The 18,429-nt window shown below is 63.1% G+C and carries 17 protein-coding genes, 1 tRNA gene and 1 pseudogene; 6 read left to right on the top strand and 13 right to left on the bottom strand.

The features are described 5' to 3' along the window. Positions 1–2: 2 nt before the first annotated feature. Entirely contained in the window at positions 3–1,076 is a 1,074-nt protein-coding gene (locus SJY36_RS02310) for a Hint domain-containing protein (protein WP_386172762.1), read from the bottom strand. Positions 1,077–1,169: 93 nt separating this feature from the next. Further along, entirely contained in the window at positions 1,170–2,087 is a 918-nt protein-coding gene (locus tag SJY36_RS02305) for a lipid A-modifier LpxR family protein (protein ID WP_386172760.1), read from the bottom strand. A gap of 184 nt (positions 2,088–2,271) precedes the next feature. Between SJY36_RS02305 and SJY36_RS02300 the strand changes: the two genes are divergently transcribed. Continuing rightward, positions 2,272–2,796 carry a winged helix DNA-binding protein gene (locus SJY36_RS02300; protein ID WP_174226595.1) on the top strand — a complete coding sequence of 175 codons (525 nt, stop codon included), beginning with the start codon at positions 2,272–2,274 and terminating at the stop codon, positions 2,794–2,796. Here the strand turns inward: SJY36_RS02300 and eda are convergent. Together eda and edd are read right to left on the bottom strand one after the other, a co-directional pair. Continuing rightward, the gene (eda, locus tag SJY36_RS02295; protein WP_005851466.1) at positions 2,793–3,440 is read right to left on the bottom strand and encodes a bifunctional 4-hydroxy-2-oxoglutarate aldolase/2-dehydro-3-deoxy-phosphogluconate aldolase; all 648 of its coding nucleotides are present in this window, start codon (positions 3,438–3,440) and stop codon (positions 2,793–2,795) included. The genes SJY36_RS02300 and eda overlap by 4 nt on opposite strands. A 21-nt stretch (positions 3,441–3,461) precedes the next feature. After that, complete coding sequence (gene edd, locus SJY36_RS02290; protein ID WP_386172757.1) at positions 3,462–5,264, bottom strand: phosphogluconate dehydratase; 1,803 nt, start codon at positions 5,262–5,264, stop codon at positions 3,462–3,464. A 169-nt stretch (positions 5,265–5,433) separates the two neighbouring features. On the opposite strand from edd, the gene SJY36_RS02285 reads away from it, so the two are divergent. Together SJY36_RS02285 and nagA are read left to right on the top strand one after the other, a co-directional pair. Next, positions 5,434–6,309 (top strand): BadF/BadG/BcrA/BcrD ATPase family protein, encoded by an 876-nt coding sequence (locus SJY36_RS02285; protein WP_386172755.1) that lies wholly within the window; start codon positions 5,434–5,436, stop codon positions 6,307–6,309. After that, the gene (gene nagA, locus SJY36_RS02280; protein WP_386172753.1) at positions 6,306–7,436 is read left to right on the top strand and encodes an N-acetylglucosamine-6-phosphate deacetylase; all 1,131 of its coding nucleotides are present in this window, start codon (positions 6,306–6,308) and stop codon (positions 7,434–7,436) included. The genes SJY36_RS02285 and nagA overlap by 4 nt, the downstream gene beginning before the upstream one ends. A gap of 73 nt (positions 7,437–7,509) precedes the next feature. Here nagA and SJY36_RS02275 read toward each other — a convergent pair whose 3' ends face one another. The 7 genes and pseudogenes from SJY36_RS02275 to SJY36_RS02245 form a co-directional block, all read right to left on the bottom strand. Beyond that, positions 7,510–8,031 (bottom strand): UGSC family (seleno)protein, encoded by a 522-nt coding sequence (locus SJY36_RS02275; RefSeq protein ID WP_258182285.1) that lies wholly within the window; start codon positions 8,029–8,031, stop codon positions 7,510–7,512. 24 nt (positions 8,032–8,055) lie between these two features. Next, complete coding sequence (locus SJY36_RS02270; protein WP_386172750.1) at positions 8,056–9,645, bottom strand: TlpA family protein disulfide reductase; 1,590 nt, start codon at positions 9,643–9,645, stop codon at positions 8,056–8,058. Positions 9,646–9,708: 63 nt separating this feature from the next. Next, positions 9,709–9,803, bottom strand: a tRNA-Sec gene (locus tag SJY36_RS02265). A 41-nt stretch (positions 9,804–9,844) separates the two neighbouring features. After that, on the bottom strand, positions 9,845–11,716 hold the full coding sequence (gene selB, locus SJY36_RS02260; protein ID WP_386172748.1) for a selenocysteine-specific translation elongation factor: 1,872 nt from the start codon (positions 11,714–11,716) through the stop codon (positions 9,845–9,847). Further along, entirely contained in the window at positions 11,713–13,083 is a 1,371-nt protein-coding gene (gene selA, locus SJY36_RS02255) for an L-seryl-tRNA(Sec) selenium transferase (RefSeq protein ID WP_386172746.1), read from the bottom strand. Before selA ends, selB begins: the two co-directional genes overlap by 4 nt. 130 nt (positions 13,084–13,213) lie before the next feature. Then, positions 13,214–14,141 (bottom strand): annotated as a pseudogene (locus tag SJY36_RS02250) (MYG1 family protein). A 130-nt stretch (positions 14,142–14,271) separates the two neighbouring features. Then, positions 14,272–14,583: an ETC complex I subunit gene (locus SJY36_RS02245; RefSeq protein WP_005851432.1), complete on the bottom strand. Its 312-nt coding sequence runs from the start codon at positions 14,581–14,583 to the stop codon at positions 14,272–14,274. Positions 14,584–14,723: 140 nt separating this feature from the next. Here SJY36_RS02245 and SJY36_RS02240 point away from each other — a divergent pair, with 140 nt between their 5' ends. After that, positions 14,724–15,008: an antifreeze protein gene (locus SJY36_RS02240; protein ID WP_386172744.1), complete on the top strand. Its 285-nt coding sequence runs from the start codon at positions 14,724–14,726 to the stop codon at positions 15,006–15,008. Positions 15,009–15,109: 101 nt separating this feature from the next. Beyond that, positions 15,110–17,326 (top strand): excinuclease ABC subunit UvrB, encoded by a 2,217-nt coding sequence (gene uvrB / locus SJY36_RS02235; protein WP_009826016.1) that lies wholly within the window; start codon positions 15,110–15,112, stop codon positions 17,324–17,326. Between the two features lie 9 nt (positions 17,327–17,335). Here the strand turns inward: uvrB and SJY36_RS02230 are convergent, their stop codons facing one another. After that, complete coding sequence (locus SJY36_RS02230) at positions 17,336–17,521, bottom strand: DUF3008 family protein (RefSeq protein WP_005851426.1); 186 nt, start codon at positions 17,519–17,521, stop codon at positions 17,336–17,338. A gap of 167 nt (positions 17,522–17,688) precedes the next feature. On the opposite strand from SJY36_RS02230, the gene SJY36_RS02225 reads away from it, so the two are divergent. Continuing rightward, positions 17,689–17,943 (top strand): hypothetical protein, encoded by a 255-nt coding sequence (locus SJY36_RS02225; RefSeq protein WP_005851424.1) that lies wholly within the window; start codon positions 17,689–17,691, stop codon positions 17,941–17,943. A 73-nt stretch (positions 17,944–18,016) separates the two neighbouring features. On the opposite strand, the gene SJY36_RS02220 is transcribed toward SJY36_RS02225, so the two are convergent. Next, positions 18,017–18,295, bottom strand: a complete 279-nt coding sequence (locus tag SJY36_RS02220) for a hypothetical protein (RefSeq protein ID WP_005851422.1) — start codon at positions 18,293–18,295, stop codon at positions 18,017–18,019. Positions 18,296–18,429: the final 134 nt, after the last annotated feature.

Below are 18,429 nucleotides of genomic sequence, written 5' to 3'. Positions count from 1 at the left end.
CGTCAGGCGGCGTGCGCGAGGATCGCCGCTTCGGACATCGACAGATTACGCCGCGCATAGCCGCCATAGGTATGCGGATCAAAGGCGATCTGTGGAAACTGGTCCAGCAGCCGCGCGCGGTCGGTCGCGTCCAATGTCTCTAGCGCGGCAGAGGCAGGGTGAAAGCTTTCCGTCTCTACGCCGTTGGCCCAAAGCACCTCGTGGAAATCGAGCAGGAGATGGATATAGGTCACCTCGCGCGCATGGGCATCGATGGTGACACTGCGCCCGTTCACCAGATCCCGCGCGGTGACAAGCACCTCGTCCGTGTTGAACAAGTCATGCGCGACGCGCCCCTTCACCAGCATCCGGTGGCTGGGCGACACCAGCAGATCCGCGTCAGGCTGAGCATCCCCCAAAGCACCGGCGCGAAACCGGATGGGGCGCAGCTGCGGCATCGCGAACAATCGCGCCCCGCTCATCCGGCGGCTACCGATCCAGCGCACAGGTTGCAGGCCGTTGTCTTTCGTCTGGACGTGATCGCCCTCGCGCAGTTGTTCGATCCGGCGCGCGCCATCGGCGGTGCGGATCATCGTGCCGGGGGTAAAGCAGATGACGCCGCTGCTGTATTGCGCCGCACGATCCGCCGCGGCGGTATTCAATGTATGCGCGACGACCCACAGATCGGTATTGCGCGGCGGCAGCGCGTCAAGGAACATCAGCAGCGGCTGGCTGCCCTGACCGACCTCGATCACTGTCACCAGATAGGTCTGCGCGCCGTCGGTCACGGTAAAGCTGTTGTCCATCAAAGGGGTGTCGCGGTCACTGGCGAAAGACCGGTGCGGCGGCGTGGTGCTGTCCAGGGCGGCCCCGACCAAACGATGCACCATCCGCGCAGCCCGTCTGCGCAGATCCCCTGCCTCGTCCGCCTGATCCAGCCGCAACACGTCATTCGGCCCGTCAACGCGAATTGAATCGCCCCGCCATGCCCAGGCTGCCCCCACCTTGAGGGATTGCACCGGTGCGGCGTCCAGCCCGTCTATTTCTGTCTGCGACCAGCTTATGACAAACGTGCCTCGAAAGCCCGTTTTGACCACTGTTCGTGCCTCGTCGTATTATTATTGCCCCAAGGCTATCAAAACCGTTCCCCGCTGGAAAGAACGAATCACCCGTTGCACGGGGCCTGCGCGTCAGAAGTCGATCTTGATGCGTACAGAGCCGACAAGCTGGTGATCGGGCTGCGTCTCGTATTCCTTGCCCAGCCACGTCAGACCATAGAACGCCGAGGCCCGCTTGCCCTGCCAATGCACCCCGGCACGCACACGATCGCGGCGCGGGGTCAGGTCATAGCCACGATCCGACGGCAGGAACACGCTGTCGCTGACGCGCGCGATATCGGCCCCAACGACAAAGCCAAAGCCCGTGGCCTCGCGGTTCTGCACCACGCGGTAACGCTGGCCGGTGGTGCTGTCGCGCACCAACATTTCCCCGCGTGTGATGTCGCCAAAGGTCAGGTCAAAGCCCGCGCGAACGAATGTCTCTATCCCCGCCTGCCCTTCGACAAAGGGGCGCAGGCTTGTCCGCGCGCCCATCGGAAAGCTGCGCCCGATCTCGACCAGAACCGTAGGGTGAAAGCCGTCTTCGATCTGGTTATCCAACACCCGATCAGAGGGCGAGGTCGCGTCGATGATGTCGTGAAGCCCCCGTTGCAGATCATCCAGATGGGTCTGTGGACCGGTGGCGTAGATCGCGGCCCCGACCGAATATTCCACAGCATCGCGTTCGAAATGGGTGTGCATTCCGACGGACAGGGCACCGGCCCATGGGCGCGATCCGGCTTGCGGGCGACGCAGGTTCGCGGGTGCCAGTACCTCTACCCCCAAACGCAGCTCGATCAACTGCCCAAAGCGGTCCGGCAAGCGCCCCGTCCACTCAGGCCCCCAGACGCGGGACGACACATAGGAGCCCGTGCGCTCGCGGTCGCGAAACTCTCCGATGGAATCATTGGAAATCAGACGGCCATAGCCAAGGCGTTCCCGCTCTGTCGCCTGCGCACCCACGGGCAAAAGCAAAAGCGCGGCCAGTACCGGCACAAGAAATCGCAGCATCGTCACTCCTATCGCAATGGCTGTAAGGGTCGGCACCCGTTGCCCCTTTGCTACCGCGCCCTGCCGCGTCGCGCTATCCTTGGTACATTTTTCTCGGGCGGGCGTGTCCTTGGCGCACAGACGGATTGCGCGATACCGACAATTCGCTAACATAACGACAGTGAAAACCAGCCTTGAGGCACTGATGTCAGACCCAAAATCGCACCCGTCCCGCCGTATCGTTTCGTCCCGTCACCTTGCCGAGGGCGAAGGATGGGAAGCGTCCGAGCTCGAATACGGGATGATCATCGCCTATAACGCCTTCTCGCGCTGGATGTCGCGCTGTATGGCGGCGGCGGGCAATGCCGACCTGACCCCGCTGGAAATTCTGGTCCTGCACAACACCAACCACCGCGACCGTGAAAAACGGCTGACGGACATCTGCTTTCTGCTGAATATCGAAGATACGCATACGGTGAACTACGCGCTGCGCAAACTGCTGAAATCCGGCCTGCTAGAGGCCGAGAAACGCGGAAAGGAGGTGTTCTATCGCACCTCCGCCAGCGGGGCCGAGCTGATAGAGACCTACCGCGCGGTGCGCAACACCTGCCTGATCGACAGCATGGGGCGCACCGATATCAAAGGCGACGACCTGCGCGAGATCGCGGCGCAGCTACGCGCGATCTCGGGTCAGTATGATCAGGCCAGCCGCGCGGCGGCGTCGCTTTAGCCGCGGCTGCCTAGGGTGCTGGCGGCGCGGGCCAGTTCGGTGATCGCCGCCCAATCGCCCTTGCGCATCAGATTGTCCGGCGCGACCCAACTGCCGCCCGCGCAAACCACATTGGGCAGCGACAGGTAGCTTTCCGCATTGGCAGGGCTCACGCCGCCCGTGGGGCAGAACCGCACCTGAGGCAGCGGCGAGGACAGCGATTTCAGGAAGGGTGCCCCACCCGCAGCTTCGGCGGGGAAGAACTTGAGCATATCATAGCCGCGTTCATAAAGACGCATCGCCTCTGACGCGGTGGCGGCACCGGGCAACATCGGCAGGCCCAGATCTTCGGCCGCTTGCAGCAGTTTATCCGTGGCACCGGGCGACACACCAAAGGTCGCGCCCGCATCCACCGCACGTTTGACATCATCGGGGGTGAGCAACGTGCCCGCCCCGACAACGCCGCCTTCGACCTTTGCCATCTCGGCAATGACCTCAAGCGCGGCATCGGTGCGCAGCGTCACCTCTAGCGCGGGCAATCCGCCTGCGACCAAAGCTTCGGCCAGAGGGCGGGCGTGCAGCGCGTCATGCACCACCAGGACCGGCACAATGGGGGCACGTTTACAGATGGCATAGGCAGCGGCGCTGGCGTCTTGCGGGGTCATCGGATCATCCTCTGGTCAGGTTCAAATGCTGCTGGCGCCGGTATCAGCCGCGCCAACCGTGTTGCGGAAAGTGGCAAACAGCTCGCGCCCCTGCCCGTATTCATTGCCCGACAGATCAGCCGTGGCGACCGGGCGCTCCATCGCGCCGGGGGTCAGGACCGTCAGCTGCCCGTCGCGGGCGTCGACGCGCACGATATCACCGTCTTGCAAACGTGCAATCGGCCCGCCGTCCACCGCTTCGGGACACACGTGGATCGCGCTCAATACCTTGCCCGAGGCACCGGACATACGCCCGTCGGTGACCAGCGCCACCTTCAGCCCGCGCGCCTGCAGGTTCGCCAGCACCGGCGTCAGGCTGTGCAATTCGGGCATGCCGTTGGCCTTGGGCCCCTGAAAACGCACGACGACGATGACATCCTCGTTGAACTCACCATTGCGATAGGCGTCTTTCACGCTTTCCTGATCATGGAACACGCGGATCGGGGCTTCGACGATGTGATGCTCCGGCTTCACGGCAGAGACTTTGGTGACCGCATTGCCAAGATTCCCCGCCAGACGTTTCAACCCGCCCGTGGGCTGGAAAGGATCGCCAATGGGGCGCACGATCTTTTCGTTCAGCGTCTCGGTCGGGCCTGCGACCCATTCGATCGCGCCATCCTTGAGCTTGGGGTCTTGGGTGTAGCGCGACAGCCCGTCGCCCGCGATGGTCTTGACCTCGTCATGCAGCAAGCCGCCCGCCATGAGCTGACCGATCATAAAGCCCAAGCCTCCCGCCGCGTGGAAGTGGTTCACATCGGCCAAGCCGTTCGGATAGACCCGCGCCAGCAGCGGCGTGACATCGGCAAGGTCCGAGAAATCCTGCCAGTCCAGCACGATCCCACCGGCCCGCGCCATCGCGACAAGGTGGATCAGCAGGTTGGTCGACCCGCCCGTCGCATGCAGGCCGACGATGCCGTTCACATAGGCTTTTTCGTCCAGCACATCGCAAACGGGTGTGTATTCATTGCCCAGATGGCTAATCGCCAGCGCCCGCTGCGTCCCCGCGACGGTCAGCGCATCACGCAGGGGCGTATTGGGGTTCACAAAGGACGCGCCGGGCAGGTGCAGGCCCATGAACTCCATCAACATCTGGTTGGTGTTGGCGGTGCCATAGAAGGTGCAGGTTCCCGGCCCGTGGTAGGCCGCCATCTCCGAGGCCATCAGCTCTTCGCGCGTGGCCTCGCCTGCGGCGAATTTCTGGCGCACGATCGCTTTCTCGTCGTTGGAGATACCCGAGGTCATCGGCCCCGCAGGCAGGAACACCGCCGGCAGATGCCCGAAAGCCTGCGCCGCGATCACCAGACCGGGCACGATCTTGTCACAGACCCCCAGATAGATCGCGGAATCGAAAGTGTTGTGGCTTAACCCGACGCCCGCCGCCATGGCGATGATGTCACGCGAGAACAGGCTCAGCTCCATCCCCGGGGTGCCTTGGGTCACGCCGTCACACATCGCAGGCACGCCGCCTGCAACCTGTGCCGTCCCGCCCGCCGCGCGCGCGGTGTCGCGGATCAGGGTCGGAAAGCGTTCGAACGGCTGGTGCGCCGACAGCATGTCATTATAAGTCGTGATGATCCCGATATTGCCCGCCGATTGCGTCGCCAGCGCGGCTTGGTCCTGCCCCGCACCGGCATAGGCATGCGCCTGCCCGCTGCACGAAAGATGCGCCCGCGCCGGCCCTTCCTCGGCGGCGCGGCGCATCCGCGCCAGATAGGCCCCCCGGCTTGGCGCGCTGCGTTCGATGATCCGGTCGGTGACACGGGCTACGGTATCCTTCAACATCATGCTTTCCTTCGTGACGTGGGTGGGCCTAAGGGCCTTCCTACAAAGACGTGAGTATGTTAGCGCTAACTTATCACGCGCATGTGCCATTTGCAAACCCGTTGCGACCATGGGTAAAACGAATGGCGAAAATTGTCTTTCCCCGCCAAAACAGGTGCCCTAAACAATTCGGATGACACAAATAGACCCTCCTTTCCTGATCGGCGTTGACGGAGGCGGCACCGGTTGCCGCGCCGCTATTGCCACCCCCGATGGCCGTATCCTTGCCGAAGGCAAAGGCGGGCGGGCGAATGTCAGCACCGATTGCGCCACCGCGATCGACAGCGTGCTCACCGCGACGCGCAACGCGATAGAGAGCGCCGGTCTGGATGTCGCCGATATGCCCCGTGCCGTGGCTCATCTGGGGCTTGCGGGATACACGGGGCCGGAAATGGGCCCGCGCGTGCAGGCGGGTCTGCCCTTTGCCAAATCCGTCGTGACCGAAGACACCACCACCACCATCGTCGGTGCCGTCGGAGAGCAGGACTGCCACCTGATCGCCCTTGGCACCGGCACCATCGTGGGCCGCCAAAAGGCCGGCGTGCAGACCTGTATCGGCGGCTGGTGTTATCAGGTATCGGATCAGGCATCGGGCGCGTGGCTGGGGCATGGCGTGCTGGAGCAGACCTTGCTCGTCGTTGACGGGATCACCCCCGCCAGCCCCCTGTCGCAGCAGATGCTGGATAAATTCGGCGGTGGCGCGGGCATCGTGCAGTTCAGCCTCAAGGCGCGGCCCGGCGATTTCGCTACCCTTGCCCCCGATGTGGTACAGGCCGCCGCGGCGGGCGACAGCATTGGACGGGCGCTGATGGCAAGCGGGGCCGACTACCTGACCCGCGCCCTGATCGCGCTCGACCATCAACCCGGCGGCCCGCTGTGCCTGACCGGCGGCGTCGGCCCCCATTACGCCGCCTATCTGCCCGACACGCAGACCGCCCATCTGGTCGAAACCAAAGGTCGCGCACTGGATGGGGCCGTCGCACTGGCCCTGCGCGCCGCGCGGGCATGACCGCCCCCCTCACTGCCTATACCGGCGCGCGCATTTTTGACGGGCACGACCTGCTGACCGGTCACGCGCTTGTGGTGCACCCCGACGGCATCCCACGCATCACACCCCTGACCGCGCTGCCGACGGGGGCCAAGACCCGGAGGCTTAACGGGGGCATCCTCTCCCCCGGGTTTGTGGATCTGCAAGTGAACGGCGGGGGCGGCGTGATGCTCAATAGCGCGCCCGATCTGGACACGCTGCGCGCGATGGCCGCCGCGCACCGACGGCTTGGCACCCGCGCATTTCTTCCCACGTTGATCACCGACACCCCCGCCCATAGCCGCGCTGCCATCGCCGCCGTGGCAGAGGCGTTGCACCTGGGCATGCCGGGTATTGCGGGGCTCCATCTTGAAGGGCCGCATCTGAGCGTTGCCCGCAAAGGTGCACATGACGCCAGCCTGATCCGCCCCCTATCTGACGATGATATGGCGATGCTGACCGATGCCGTGGCCCGGATCCCGAACCTGATAATGACCCTCGCCCCCGAAAACGCCACCCCCGATCAGATCGCGGCGCTGACGCAAGCGGGCGTGCTGGTATCGCTGGGCCATAGCGATTGCGACTATGACACCGCCATGCGCGCCTTCGACGCCGGTGCCCGCATGGCGACGCATCTGTTCAACGCCATGAGCCAGGCCAACGCGCGCAGTCCGGGGCTTGTGGGGGCGGCGCTTGATCATCCGCGCGTGGCATCCGGCCTGATTGCCGACGGGGTGCATGTACATCCGGCCATGATCCGCGCCGCACTTGCCGCCAATCGCGGCGCGGCAGAGGTGTTTCTGGTGACCGACGCCATGGCGACTGGCGGCTCTGATATCACCAGCTTCACCCTCAACGACCGCGAGATCCTGCGCCGCGACGGACGGCTAACGCTGGCCGATGGAACGCTGGCCGGGGCCGATCTGACCCTGCTGCAAGCCGTGCGCTATATGCACAACACCGTGGGCGAGCCGTTAGAGCGGGCGCTGGCCCGTGCCACAGTAATCCCTGCGCAACTGCTTGCGCAGCCGCCCGAAGCGGACAGCGTCGATGCGATGATCTGGATCAATGACGACCTGTCAGAGCTGCACTGGGTGACCGAGCTGTAACGCCCGCCCACCCCATGCTCACGAAAAAGGCGGCCCGGATCTCTCCGCGCCGCCTTACATTTTTTCACGTCAGTCACGCGTCGCGCAACGCCCCGATGATCTGGTCGAACGCCTCACGCGCCTTGGCGCGCATTTCGTCGTCCGTGGCATCCTGAATAGGATGCGGCACCAGCACATAGCGCGCGCCCTCCATGCCTAAGGCCTTGCGCTGCGTTTCAGCGGCTTGGCCAAACACGCTTGAAGCGATGGAAACAGACGGGATCCCCTGGATTTCAAACCAGACTGTATCGTGCATACTGCACGTGGTACATGATCCTCAGTCCGCCAGCCCTTCGACCAGAAAGTCGCATTCATCGCGGATCTGGTGGCGCAGCGTGTCGGGGCACGGTTTGGCGAAAGTCGGCTTGGTATAATGCCGGATCTCAACGCCGGGTGCGTTTTCGGTCAACAACCTGTCCAGTTCATCCAGCAGGATATTGCCGCGCGGCTTGCTGATGTTCAGCAGCCCGACAACCCCCTGCACCGAACCGGACCGTTCGCTGATCTGACGCGCGACGGGGACACGTTCGTCCGTCGGGTCAAGAATTATTGTCATTCACGTCCTCCTCTGCTGTGAAAGCTAGCCTAGATCGATCTTTCTGGAAACGGAAATCGACCCCACTTCGCCCGTGGCCCACCCGTGGAACGCGGACGAGAATTTGCCCGCATCGCCACCGGCCACGACGATATGGATATATTCCTTGCTCGCAAATTTAGGGGCCAACTGCGCCAGTTTTTCCGGCCCCATGCGTTCCGCGTCCGCCACGGGGATACCTGCGCCCGAATATTCATCCTGCACCATGTCCGACAAGGGGCGCGCCGTGACCTCTTGGATACGGTCGCGCAGCCGGTCTTTGGAATAGGGGCCATCGACGGTCAGCGTCTGGATATGCTCGGGGCAGACCACCAACAGCGCGTCAATCGGCAGGTTATGCATCTTCGGCAGGAACACCCCTTCAAGCCCCTGCCCCAACGACCCCGCGATCTGGTCCGGCTTGCGCGAGGTCTGGTCCACCAGATGCACCGGCCCGCCGGTCATGGCAAAGACGGTGACGACCGAATCTTCCGCGTTGAACCCGCGCTCCACATGCAGCGGCTCCCATGGCGAGGCCGCCTCGTTCTCCGCAAAGCACATGGTGTATTTCATCGGATTGCCCAGGACAGACCGTTCGACCCCGCCCGTGGTCGCCCCGCCGACATTGCGGATGATCAGCCGCAGCGCGCGCCCGATGGTGGCATTGGCACGGTTCCCCGCGCCCAAAGCGCCCAAGCCGCCGTTCAGCCCGATCTTGTCCACGATCGGCCCGTTCACCACCATGACCGTCGCCGCGCCCATCGTCGTGGCGGTGACCCCGTGGATGTTGAATTCATCCGTGCAGACGGCTTCGACGGCTGCGATTACCACGGGCAGGTATTCAGGCTTACACCCCGCCATCACCGCATTGATCGCGATCTTTTCGACCGTGGCGATACCCATATTCGGCGGCACTGTGGCAATCACATCCTGCGGATCACGATGCGTCCCTTCCAACATGCGGATCACCCGTTCGGGCGTCGGCGGCACCAAGGGCAACCCGTCCGAGAACCCCTGATCGAACATGAATTCCGCCATATCATCGCCGCTGGCGACCTCTACCTTGCGGGCGCGCAGACGGCTGCCTTCGGCCTCTGCCCGCAGCGCGTCGTAGACCTCGGGGTCAAAGTGTTTCGACCCGCATCCCGGACGCCAGGCGGGCAGGCTGTCCCAATCGATTTGCGCCGCAGCTTTGCCCGTCGCACGGGCCATCTGGTCGGACAATGCCTGCCAGTCATCGCGCACGAAGCCTTCAAAGTGGGTCACGACAGCGCCGCTTTCATCAATCCAGTAGAGCGCGGGTACGATCTCGAAATCCCAGTCGAACGAGGTCTTGCAACCCGCATCCTCAAGCACCGGCATGGTCAGCCCGTGGCGCTGCGCGAAATCGCCGTTCTTCTCGCCGGATTGCCCCGGCACCAGAAACCGCACCGCATCGCCATAGGCCTGCGACAGCGCTTGCAGCACCGGCCCCGCAATATTGCAGGTCTCGCAATCCTCTTTCACGAAACAGACCAGCGCAGGGCCGGTTCCGTCAAAATGATGGGCCGCGCCTTGCAGATCCTTCAGGGTAAATTCCGGTTTCCGATCACTCATGTCGCCCCCTCCCAAGTATGCCGCTGCATACTGTGGGGGATCGTCAGGCATGTCCAGACAGCTTGGCGGAGACGGATGGGAATCGAACCCACCACACGCCGTATCGACGCGTCCATGGTTTTGAAGACCAGGGAAGCCACCAGACTCCGGTCGTCTCCGCGTTGCCACACCGTAGCCCTGCCGCAGGGCAAGCGAAAGCCTAATGCGCCTGCGGCGCGATCTGCCGCGTGTCACCATCGCGCAGCGTCATACCAAGCGCATCCAGATGCTCAAGCAGTGGCACGATGAACTTGCGGGTGGTGCCCAAGGCGGTGCGCGCTGCGCTGGTGGTAAAGGCCGTGGGCGGGGGGAAGTTTGCTGCAAGGCTCCGCTGCGCTTGGCCGATGGTCGCCGCGTGAAACACGACCTGCTGTTTCAGCGCGATATTCGCCAAGGACACCAACCGCCCCTGCGCCACCATCAGCGCGATCAGATCCGCGTCCTCAGGCGCGTCGAACTGCCGTACATCCGGGGGGGAGGTGCCGCCTGCGCGCATACTCTCTTCGATCTCGGTCAGGCGCGCGACCTGATGCGGAGCAAGCGCAGCAAAGGGGTCATGCCGTGCGAGACTGACCAAACCGTCGCGCAAAACAACCTCTCCGCCCCTAACCAATTCGGTTTGGGCGAAAGGCACCAAACCCCGCAGCGGCGTCACCCGTTGCAGCATCGAAAGCGCCGCCCCCTGCTTGATCGGGTGGTCGGTATGAAAACGCTGCAAAGCCGCCACCACCGCCGTCTGCACAGCGGCGAGGTCGTCGGCCAGCGCGATATGTTCCGGCGCTAGCCGCACAACGCCCGTGGGCAGCGCAGCCGTCGCATCGCAGCGCGCCAACCGGACAAGATCAGACCACAGCGCCACCCCGCGCCCCTGCGCACAAAGCGCTGCGGCAAGCGCGGTTCCATCCTGCTGATGTGCCGCCTGCATCACCGCCAACCGCTGTCTGTCGCCCGCCCCGACTGCCGTGGCCTGCGGGTCAAGGATCACCGCGCCCGCCAACGTCGCCGCAGGGGAAAGCTGGCGCAACACCGCCGCCTGCCCCGCGAACCCCACCACGGGGCGTTTGAAGCGCAACTGCCCCAGCCCCGCGTCCCCCGGCGCGATCTGGCCACCGCCCATCAGCCGCAGGGTCGCGACCTCATGCGCCGTGCCCCACAGCACGCGCAAATCCTGCATATGTTTGACCGGTCGCGGTGTCGTGTCAGAAACGGTCAACCACACATCCATACAATGCGTCGCCCCCTGCCCGCCCGTACAGATCACATCACCGCGCGCAATATCCTCTAACGCGATACCGCGCAGGTTCACCGCGACCCGCTCTCCCGCCGCGACCCTCTCCCGCGCCGCGCCGCGTGCTTGCAGGCCACGTACCACCGTCGCCGCACCGCTTGGCTGCACGGTTAACGCCGCGCCAACCGCCAACGCGCCACCAAGCAAAGTGCCCGTCACCACCGTTCCGCGTCCCGCCAGTGTGAACGCGCGGTCCACCGGCAGGAACGCCCCCATCGGCGCGGCCCGCGCGGGCAAAGCGTTGAACCGCCGCGCCAAGATCTGCCGCAGATGATCCGTCCCGCCAGCGGTTGTGGCCGAACAGGGCACCAGTTCGGCCCCTGTAACGCCTTGCGCGGCAAGGGCATCCGCAATTTCCACCAGACGTGCGGGCAATGCTGCCTCGGGGATCAAATCCACTTTGGTCACCGCGACCACCGCCACGGGCACCTGCAACAGTCTTGCGATCTGCACATGCTCGCGCGTTTGCGCCGCGACGCCCTCCACGGCCGAGACGACCAGCATCGCGCCCTGCGCGCCGCTCGCACCCGACACCATGGTGCGGATGAAATCCTCGTGCCCCGGCGCGTCAATCAGGTCAAGCGTCCCACCCGCCATCTCGCAATGGGCAAACCCCAGCGCGATCGACAGGCCACGGGCTTTTTCCTCGGCCAGCCGGTCCGTCTCCATCCCCGTGAGCGCGCGCACCAGCGCCGTCTTGCCATGATCCACATGGCCGATCACGATCACACAGGCCGATGTCATGTGGCGGCGATCGCGCCCAGCGCCGCGACGATATCGGGCAGCTCGTCATCCGTTACCGTGCGCATGTCCAGCCACAGCTTGCCCTGATGGATACGCCCGACAATGGGCACCATCCCGCCCCGCAAACGATCTGCCAAGCTTTCAGTAGACAGCGCGGCAAAGGCCACGACGACGCTGCAACTGTCCAGATCCTGCTGCGGCAGCGACCCGCCGCCGACATAGGCGGCTGACGCCATCACCTCAACAACCACCCCCTTCACCGCAGCGAGGGAACCCGCGAGCCTTTGCGCCCGCGCCTCTACCTCTGCCAAAGGCTGCGAGAGCGCGCGCAAGACCGGCACCCGCGCCAGCGGATCATGGGGCGGCAGGTAAAGACGCAAGGTCGCCTCGAGTGCGGCGAGCGACAGCTTGTCGATGCGCAACGCCCGTAGCAACGGGTGCTTGCGTAGCCCCGCGATAATATCCGCCCGTCCCGCGATGATCCCCGCCTGCGGCCCACCAAGCAGCTTGTCGCCCGAGAACATGACCAGATCCACACCCGCTTTGAGAATATCCGTCACCACGGGTTCGTCGCGCAGCCCAAAGGGGGCAAGGTCAATCAGCACGCCGCTGCCCAGATCTTCCATCAGGATCAGATCCCGCTCCGCCGCCAGTTGCGCCAAATCATTGCGTGACGGGGCAGAGGTGAAGCCCACAATGCGAAAGTTGCTGGTGTGGCTTTTCAACAGAACCGCCGTATCCCCGTCCACCGCATTGGCATAATCACTAAGCCGCGTTTTATTGGTGGCACCGACCTCTTTCAGCTCTGCACCGCTTTGCGCGATCACATCGGGCAGGCGGAAAGACCCGCCAATCTCGATCAGCTCCCCGCGCGATGCGATCACCTTGCGCCCCGCGGCGGTGCCCATCAGCGCCAAGACCACCGCTGCGGCACAGTTATTCACGATCAGCGCCGCCTCTGCGCCCGTCAACTGACAGATCAGCGCCTCGGCATGGTCATAGCGCGACCCGCGCTTGCCGGTTTTTAGGTTCAGCTCAAGGTTCGAAGGCCGCGCACCGATCTGGTCCATCGCCTGCAGCGCCTCGGGGGCAAGACGGGCGCGGCCCAGATTGGTGTGGATGATGATACCCGTGGCATTGATGACAGGGCGCAGGTTCGGCTGGCGGGCTGCCTTTATTCGGTCGACAAGGCTATGGGCAAAGGGTTCACTGGCGAAATCGGGCAGATCGACCACCCCGCCGCCCCGAATATCACGGCGCAGCTGGTCGAGCGTTTCGCGCAGGGCGCGGCGCACCTCGTCGTGGCTGTAGGTCGCAACCAAGGACGCCACATGCGGTTGCTGCAACAGCGTATCGATCTGTGGCAAATGTCTAAGCTGGCTGTTCACGCGTCACGCCCCCCGATGGCTGAACGCGCAGTGTAATCGCGCGGGCCACGGGGGCAAGCCGGAACGCAGGCCAATAGCGGGCGACTAACAAGGGCACCCGCCCCGCGGGTTACGCTGCCAGCGCTTCCTTCACCGCGATGTCGGCCATCTGCAAAATCGCCTCGCGGCTATCGGCGACGGCGATAAAGCGGCCGTTGTGGCAGAACTTTGCCCCTTTGACGCCTGATGCTTCCTCAAGCGCGGCGTCTTTTTGACCCGCCCAAGCCACCGGAAGATCAGCGCGGTTCTCGAACGTATCATCCCCGGACCGGATCGTTGTCAGCGTCCATTCCTCGCCGCGCGGGTGGATGACGAACAACAGATGATCCGCCCCTGCCTTCACCACGGCCCCGCGAAACGGCATGCCCATGGGCAGGTCCAGCACATGGCCCTCGCCCGCGGCATCAATGGCGGTCATGACCATCGCTTCGGCGCGGAACTTGGCGGCTTTGCGACGGATCGACGCTTCGACAAAGGCGCGCGCAATGGGCAAGGCGGCGGCAAAGGCGCGGTCGTCCACGCCTTCCTCGCGGTCATCGAAGACGGGTTTCAGGCTTTCCAACAGCGCGGGCAAGGTCAGACCGGCAAACAGCGGCCCCGCCTCTGACGCGTTGACGGCACCATTGTCCAGCAGGTCGATCGGCAGAACAAACCCGCGATCGAAACTGTCGTGGATGGCATTCACATCCGCCTCGGGCACGTCGAGCGCGCGCAGATAATCATGCCCGTAATGCGCCCAGATCAGCCCGAAAGAGCTATAGGGCTGCCCGTCTTCACGCAGCGGATTGGGACGTTGATGGTGATCGAAAATCCCTGCCTCGGCATCAAAGTCACCACCCACGTCGTAGATGATGCGCCCCTCGGCCGGTGTGATCAGCGCCTTGTCGCGGCTGCGCAGCACCGTGGCGTCTGGAAACAGCCGTGTCAGGATGACGAGAGGATAGGAGTTCATCCGCATGAAAACCGCCTGAGTGGGTCACGAGTTGGGTGATCGTCATGTTTCTGTACCTTTGCGCATCTGTTCAGCAGGTCGAAATGAAAACGGGCGACCGTGCGAGGGGCCGCCCTGTGAATATGTATCGCTCACACCGCCCGTCACGGGCCTAGCATAAGAAAACGTAGAAAGAGTTAATGCGTCCAGGCCCCGCGGCGACCTGTGGCGAAATTCTCGCCATAGCCGCCGGCGCGGACATTCGCGCGGCGTTTGTTGGGGTCTTGCACCAGCGCGTCGATGTTGTGATCGCGGGCGTATTCCACCGCTTCTTCCTTGGTGGCGAACTGCAAACGCACCTGCGTTTGCGTGTCCTTCGACGAGGTCCAGCCCATCAACGGGTCAATCTCGCGCGCGTGCTCTGGGTCGAATTCCAGCAACCAGACACGGGTTTTGGCCGTGCCAGAGGACATGGCAGTTCGGGAAGGCTGATAAATACGCGCGCGCATAGCTGAATCTCCGCTGTGATCAGGCGGTTTATCAGCCAAATACGGCCAAGGATCAAGGCATCACAGTGATTTGTGCCGAATTCGCGTTACATATGCTGCGGCGCAGCATAGACTAACCTTATGCAATCGGAGCACCTCTCATGAACCCCCTGACCCTGATGACGCTCAATGCCAACCTCGCCAAGCTGATGATCGACACCCAAGCCGTTATGACGCTTAGGCTTTTGGGGATGGCCGGTGCCCTTCCCCAGACCCGCGGAGAGGACGCCCGCATGGTCAACGAAAAAGGCCCCGCCATGGCCAAAGCCTATCAGGCGGCCACCAAAGCCGCCTTTGCCGGGGGCACGCCCGACCAGATTTTCTCGGCCGCGATGGTCCCGGTCAGCAAAAAGGTCAGCGCCAACCGCAAACGACTGACCAAATAAGCCTGCGACGAAAGCGACATATGCGCGTCGCGCAAGGCTGTGCCCCTTGAACCCGCGCGAAAACATGACACCTTAGGGAACACCCCCCAAAGGACGATGTTATGGCCTACGCCCACTCTGACAGCCTGCCCGAGCGCAAAGACGCCTATCTTGCCAATCCCGCGCCCAACGTGCGCGAACGCCCCAAGCTCGAGGGCGGCAAGAAGTTCAAGCTGGCGACCGAATTCGAACCCGCAGGCGACCAGCCCACGGCGATCAAGGAACTGTCCGAAGGGGTGCGGTCGGGCGAACGCGATCAGGTGCTTTTGGGGGCCACGGGGACGGGCAAGACGTTCACGATGGCCAAGGTGATCGAGGAAACGCAGCGCCCCGCGATCATCCTCGCGCCGAACAAGACGCTGGCGGCGCAGCTTTACGGCGAATTCAAAGGGTTCTTCCCCGACAACGCCGTGGAATATTTCGTCTCATACTACGACTACTACCAGCCAGAAGCCTATGTCGCGCGGTCCGATACCTTCATCGAGAAGGAAAGCCAGATCAACGAACAGATCGACCGGATGCGCCACTCTGCCACGCGGGCGCTGCTGGAACGCGATGACGTGATCATCATCGCGTCGGTATCGTGCATCTACGGGATCGGCTCGGTCGAGACCTATGGCGCGATGACGCAGGACCTCAAGACCGGCAACAACTATGACCAACGCCAAGTGATCGCAGACCTGATCGCGCAGGCGTATAAACGCAATGACGCCGCCTTCCAGCGCGGCACCTTCCGCGTGCGCGGCGACAGCCTTGAAATCTTTCCGGCCCACCTTGAGGACCGCGCATGGCGTCTGTCCTTCTTTGGCGAAGAGTTGGAAAGCATCACCGAATTCGACCCGCTCACCGGCGAGAAGACCGGCAGTTTCGACCAGATCCGCGTCTATGCGAACAGCCACTATGTGACGCCGAAACCAACGATGAACCAAGCGGTGATCGGCATCAAGAAAGAGCTGCGGATGCGGCTGGACCAGCTTGTCGCCGAAGGAAAACTGCTGGAAGCGCAACGGCTTGAACAGCGCTGCAACTTCGACATCGAGATGCTTGAAGCCACCGGCGTCTGCAACGGGATCGAGAATTATTCGCGCTATCTCACTGGCCGCGCCCCCGGAGAGCCGCCCCCCACGCTGTTCGAATTCATCCCCGACAACGCGATTGTCTTTGCAGACGAAAGCCACGTCTCGGTGCCGCAGATCGGCGGGATGTACAAAGGCGACTACCGACGCAAATTCACGCTGGCCGAACACGGGTTCCGCCTGCCCTCCTGTATGGACAACCGCCCGCTTAAGTTCGAGGAATGGGATGCTATGCGCCCGCAGTCGGTCTTTGTCTCGGCCACCCCCGCCGCGTGGGAAATCGAACAATCCGGCGGTGTCTTTACTGAACAGATCATTCGCCCCACCGGCCTGATCGACCCCAAGATCGAGATTCGCCCTGTCGAGATGCAGGTTGACGACTTGCTGGACGAGGTGCGCAAGGTCGCCGCCGACGGCTATCGCACGCTCTGCACCGTGCTGACCAAACGCATGGCCGAAGACCTGACCGAATACATGCACGAACAGGGCATCCGCGTGCGCTACATGCACAGCGATATCGACACAATCGAACGGATCGAAATCTTGCGCGACCTTCGTTTGGGGGCCTTCGACGTGCTGATCGGGATCAACCTTCTGCGCGAAGGCTTGGACATTCCCGAATGTGGGCTGGTGGCGATCCTCGATGCGGATAAGGAAGGGTTCCTGCGCTCGGAGACCTCGCTGATCCAGACCATCGGTCGGGCCGCGCGGAACGCCGAAGGCCGCGTGATCATGTACGCCGACCGCATCACCGGCTCGATGGAGCGTGCGATTGGCGAAACCGACCGCCGTCGCGCCAAGCAGCTGGCCTATAACGAAGAACACGGGATCACGCCGACAACGGTCAAGAAGAACGTCGATGATATCCTCGCCGGTCTCTACAAAGGCGATGTGGACATGAGCCGCGTCACTGCCAAGATCGACAACCCGCTCGCGGGCGGCAACCTGCAAACCGTGCTCGACGGGCTGCGCACCGATATGCGCAAAGCGGCCGAGAACCTCGAATTCGAAGAAGCCGCACGCCTGCGCGACGAGGTCAAACGGCTCGAATCCGTCGATCTGGCCATCGCCGACGATCCGATGGCGCGTCAGTACGCTGTCGAAAAAGCCGTCGATGACGCGCAAAAGGCGTCGGGCCGATCAACCGGCGGTCGTGGCGGGATGCGCGGTGGTAAATCCCGCTACGGCGGCAAAAAACGCTAGTCGGCGCGTCTAGTCATCCACCTCGTCCGGCAACCCGTCATGGTCGGTCGAGGCCATCTCCTCCAGCTCGTCCTCTGACATGCTGTCGTACATATCTTTCGACGCGCCTTGCAGATCCTTGACCTTGGTCTCGCCCCGCTTGGCAGACAGGGCTGCACCGGCGGCGCGTTGCTGGGCTTTCGATTGGGCTTTCATCGCTGTCTCCTGTCAGTTGGATGTAGCGGCACAACCCGTCCACCCGCCCGCAGTTCCCCTGCTACGGCTTGGCGCAAAATTATTTTCATGCGCCCGTTGCAAGGTGATTGCTTTGCACCCGCACCCACCCCACATTCGGAGTCTGCGCTTTATCCGGAGGATCCCAAATGCGCCTGATCGCCCTTGCTACACTGGGCCTGACCGCCCTCTCTGCCCCCGCCTTTGCCGATGAGACGACCGGCACGATCCTTGCCTATGACCGGCTTGCCAATATCATCGTCCTGCAAGACAAATCATCCTGGACGCTGGATGCCAAAACCCTTGTCCCGTCCGACCTGATGGCCGGCGATAAAGTCACGCTGACCTTCGCCTCCGACGGCGACAACGGTGCGAAACCCGCGACCAAGCTGACCCGCAATTAAGCCCTATTCGATAACAAAAGCGCCCCCTGACCAGATCAGAGGGCGCTTTCTGCGTTCAAACTATCAAACGATATCAGTCACCTGCGGGCGGAGTAACCTCAACGCCGGGGACGGTGATCGTTTTCTCTTCGGTGGTCACTTCAACGTCCGGGACTTCAACGTCGACCTCTTCTTCAGTCACGGAAACCGAACCGGTCTGTGCGTCAAACTCGGGCAGGTTGCCGCCTTCGACGGACACATCAACATCCGGCAGCGCGCCTTCTTCAGTCTGATCGATATCGATGAAAAAGATCGCGAATGCGATGACCAGAATTGCGGCAAGGCCTGCGATTACTGCGGTAGAGGTCTTCATAGTATTTCCTTCCAAATTCACTTGCCGTTCTAGGCGATGCAAGGGCAACTCGGCGAAGCGGGAAATGGTTCCAGTAACATTTTCGGGAACATCTGGGCCGAACGGGAAGTTGTGACCCCAGACAGTAATGCAGA

Origin of the sequence: Sulfitobacter sp. R86518, assembly GCF_042466275.1 — a bacterium.
GTDB lineage: Bacteria > Pseudomonadota > Alphaproteobacteria > Rhodobacterales > Rhodobacteraceae > Sulfitobacter > Sulfitobacter pontiacus.
Note: the sequence above shows the minus strand (reverse complement) of the source record. Positions and strands in the feature narration are given on the sequence as shown.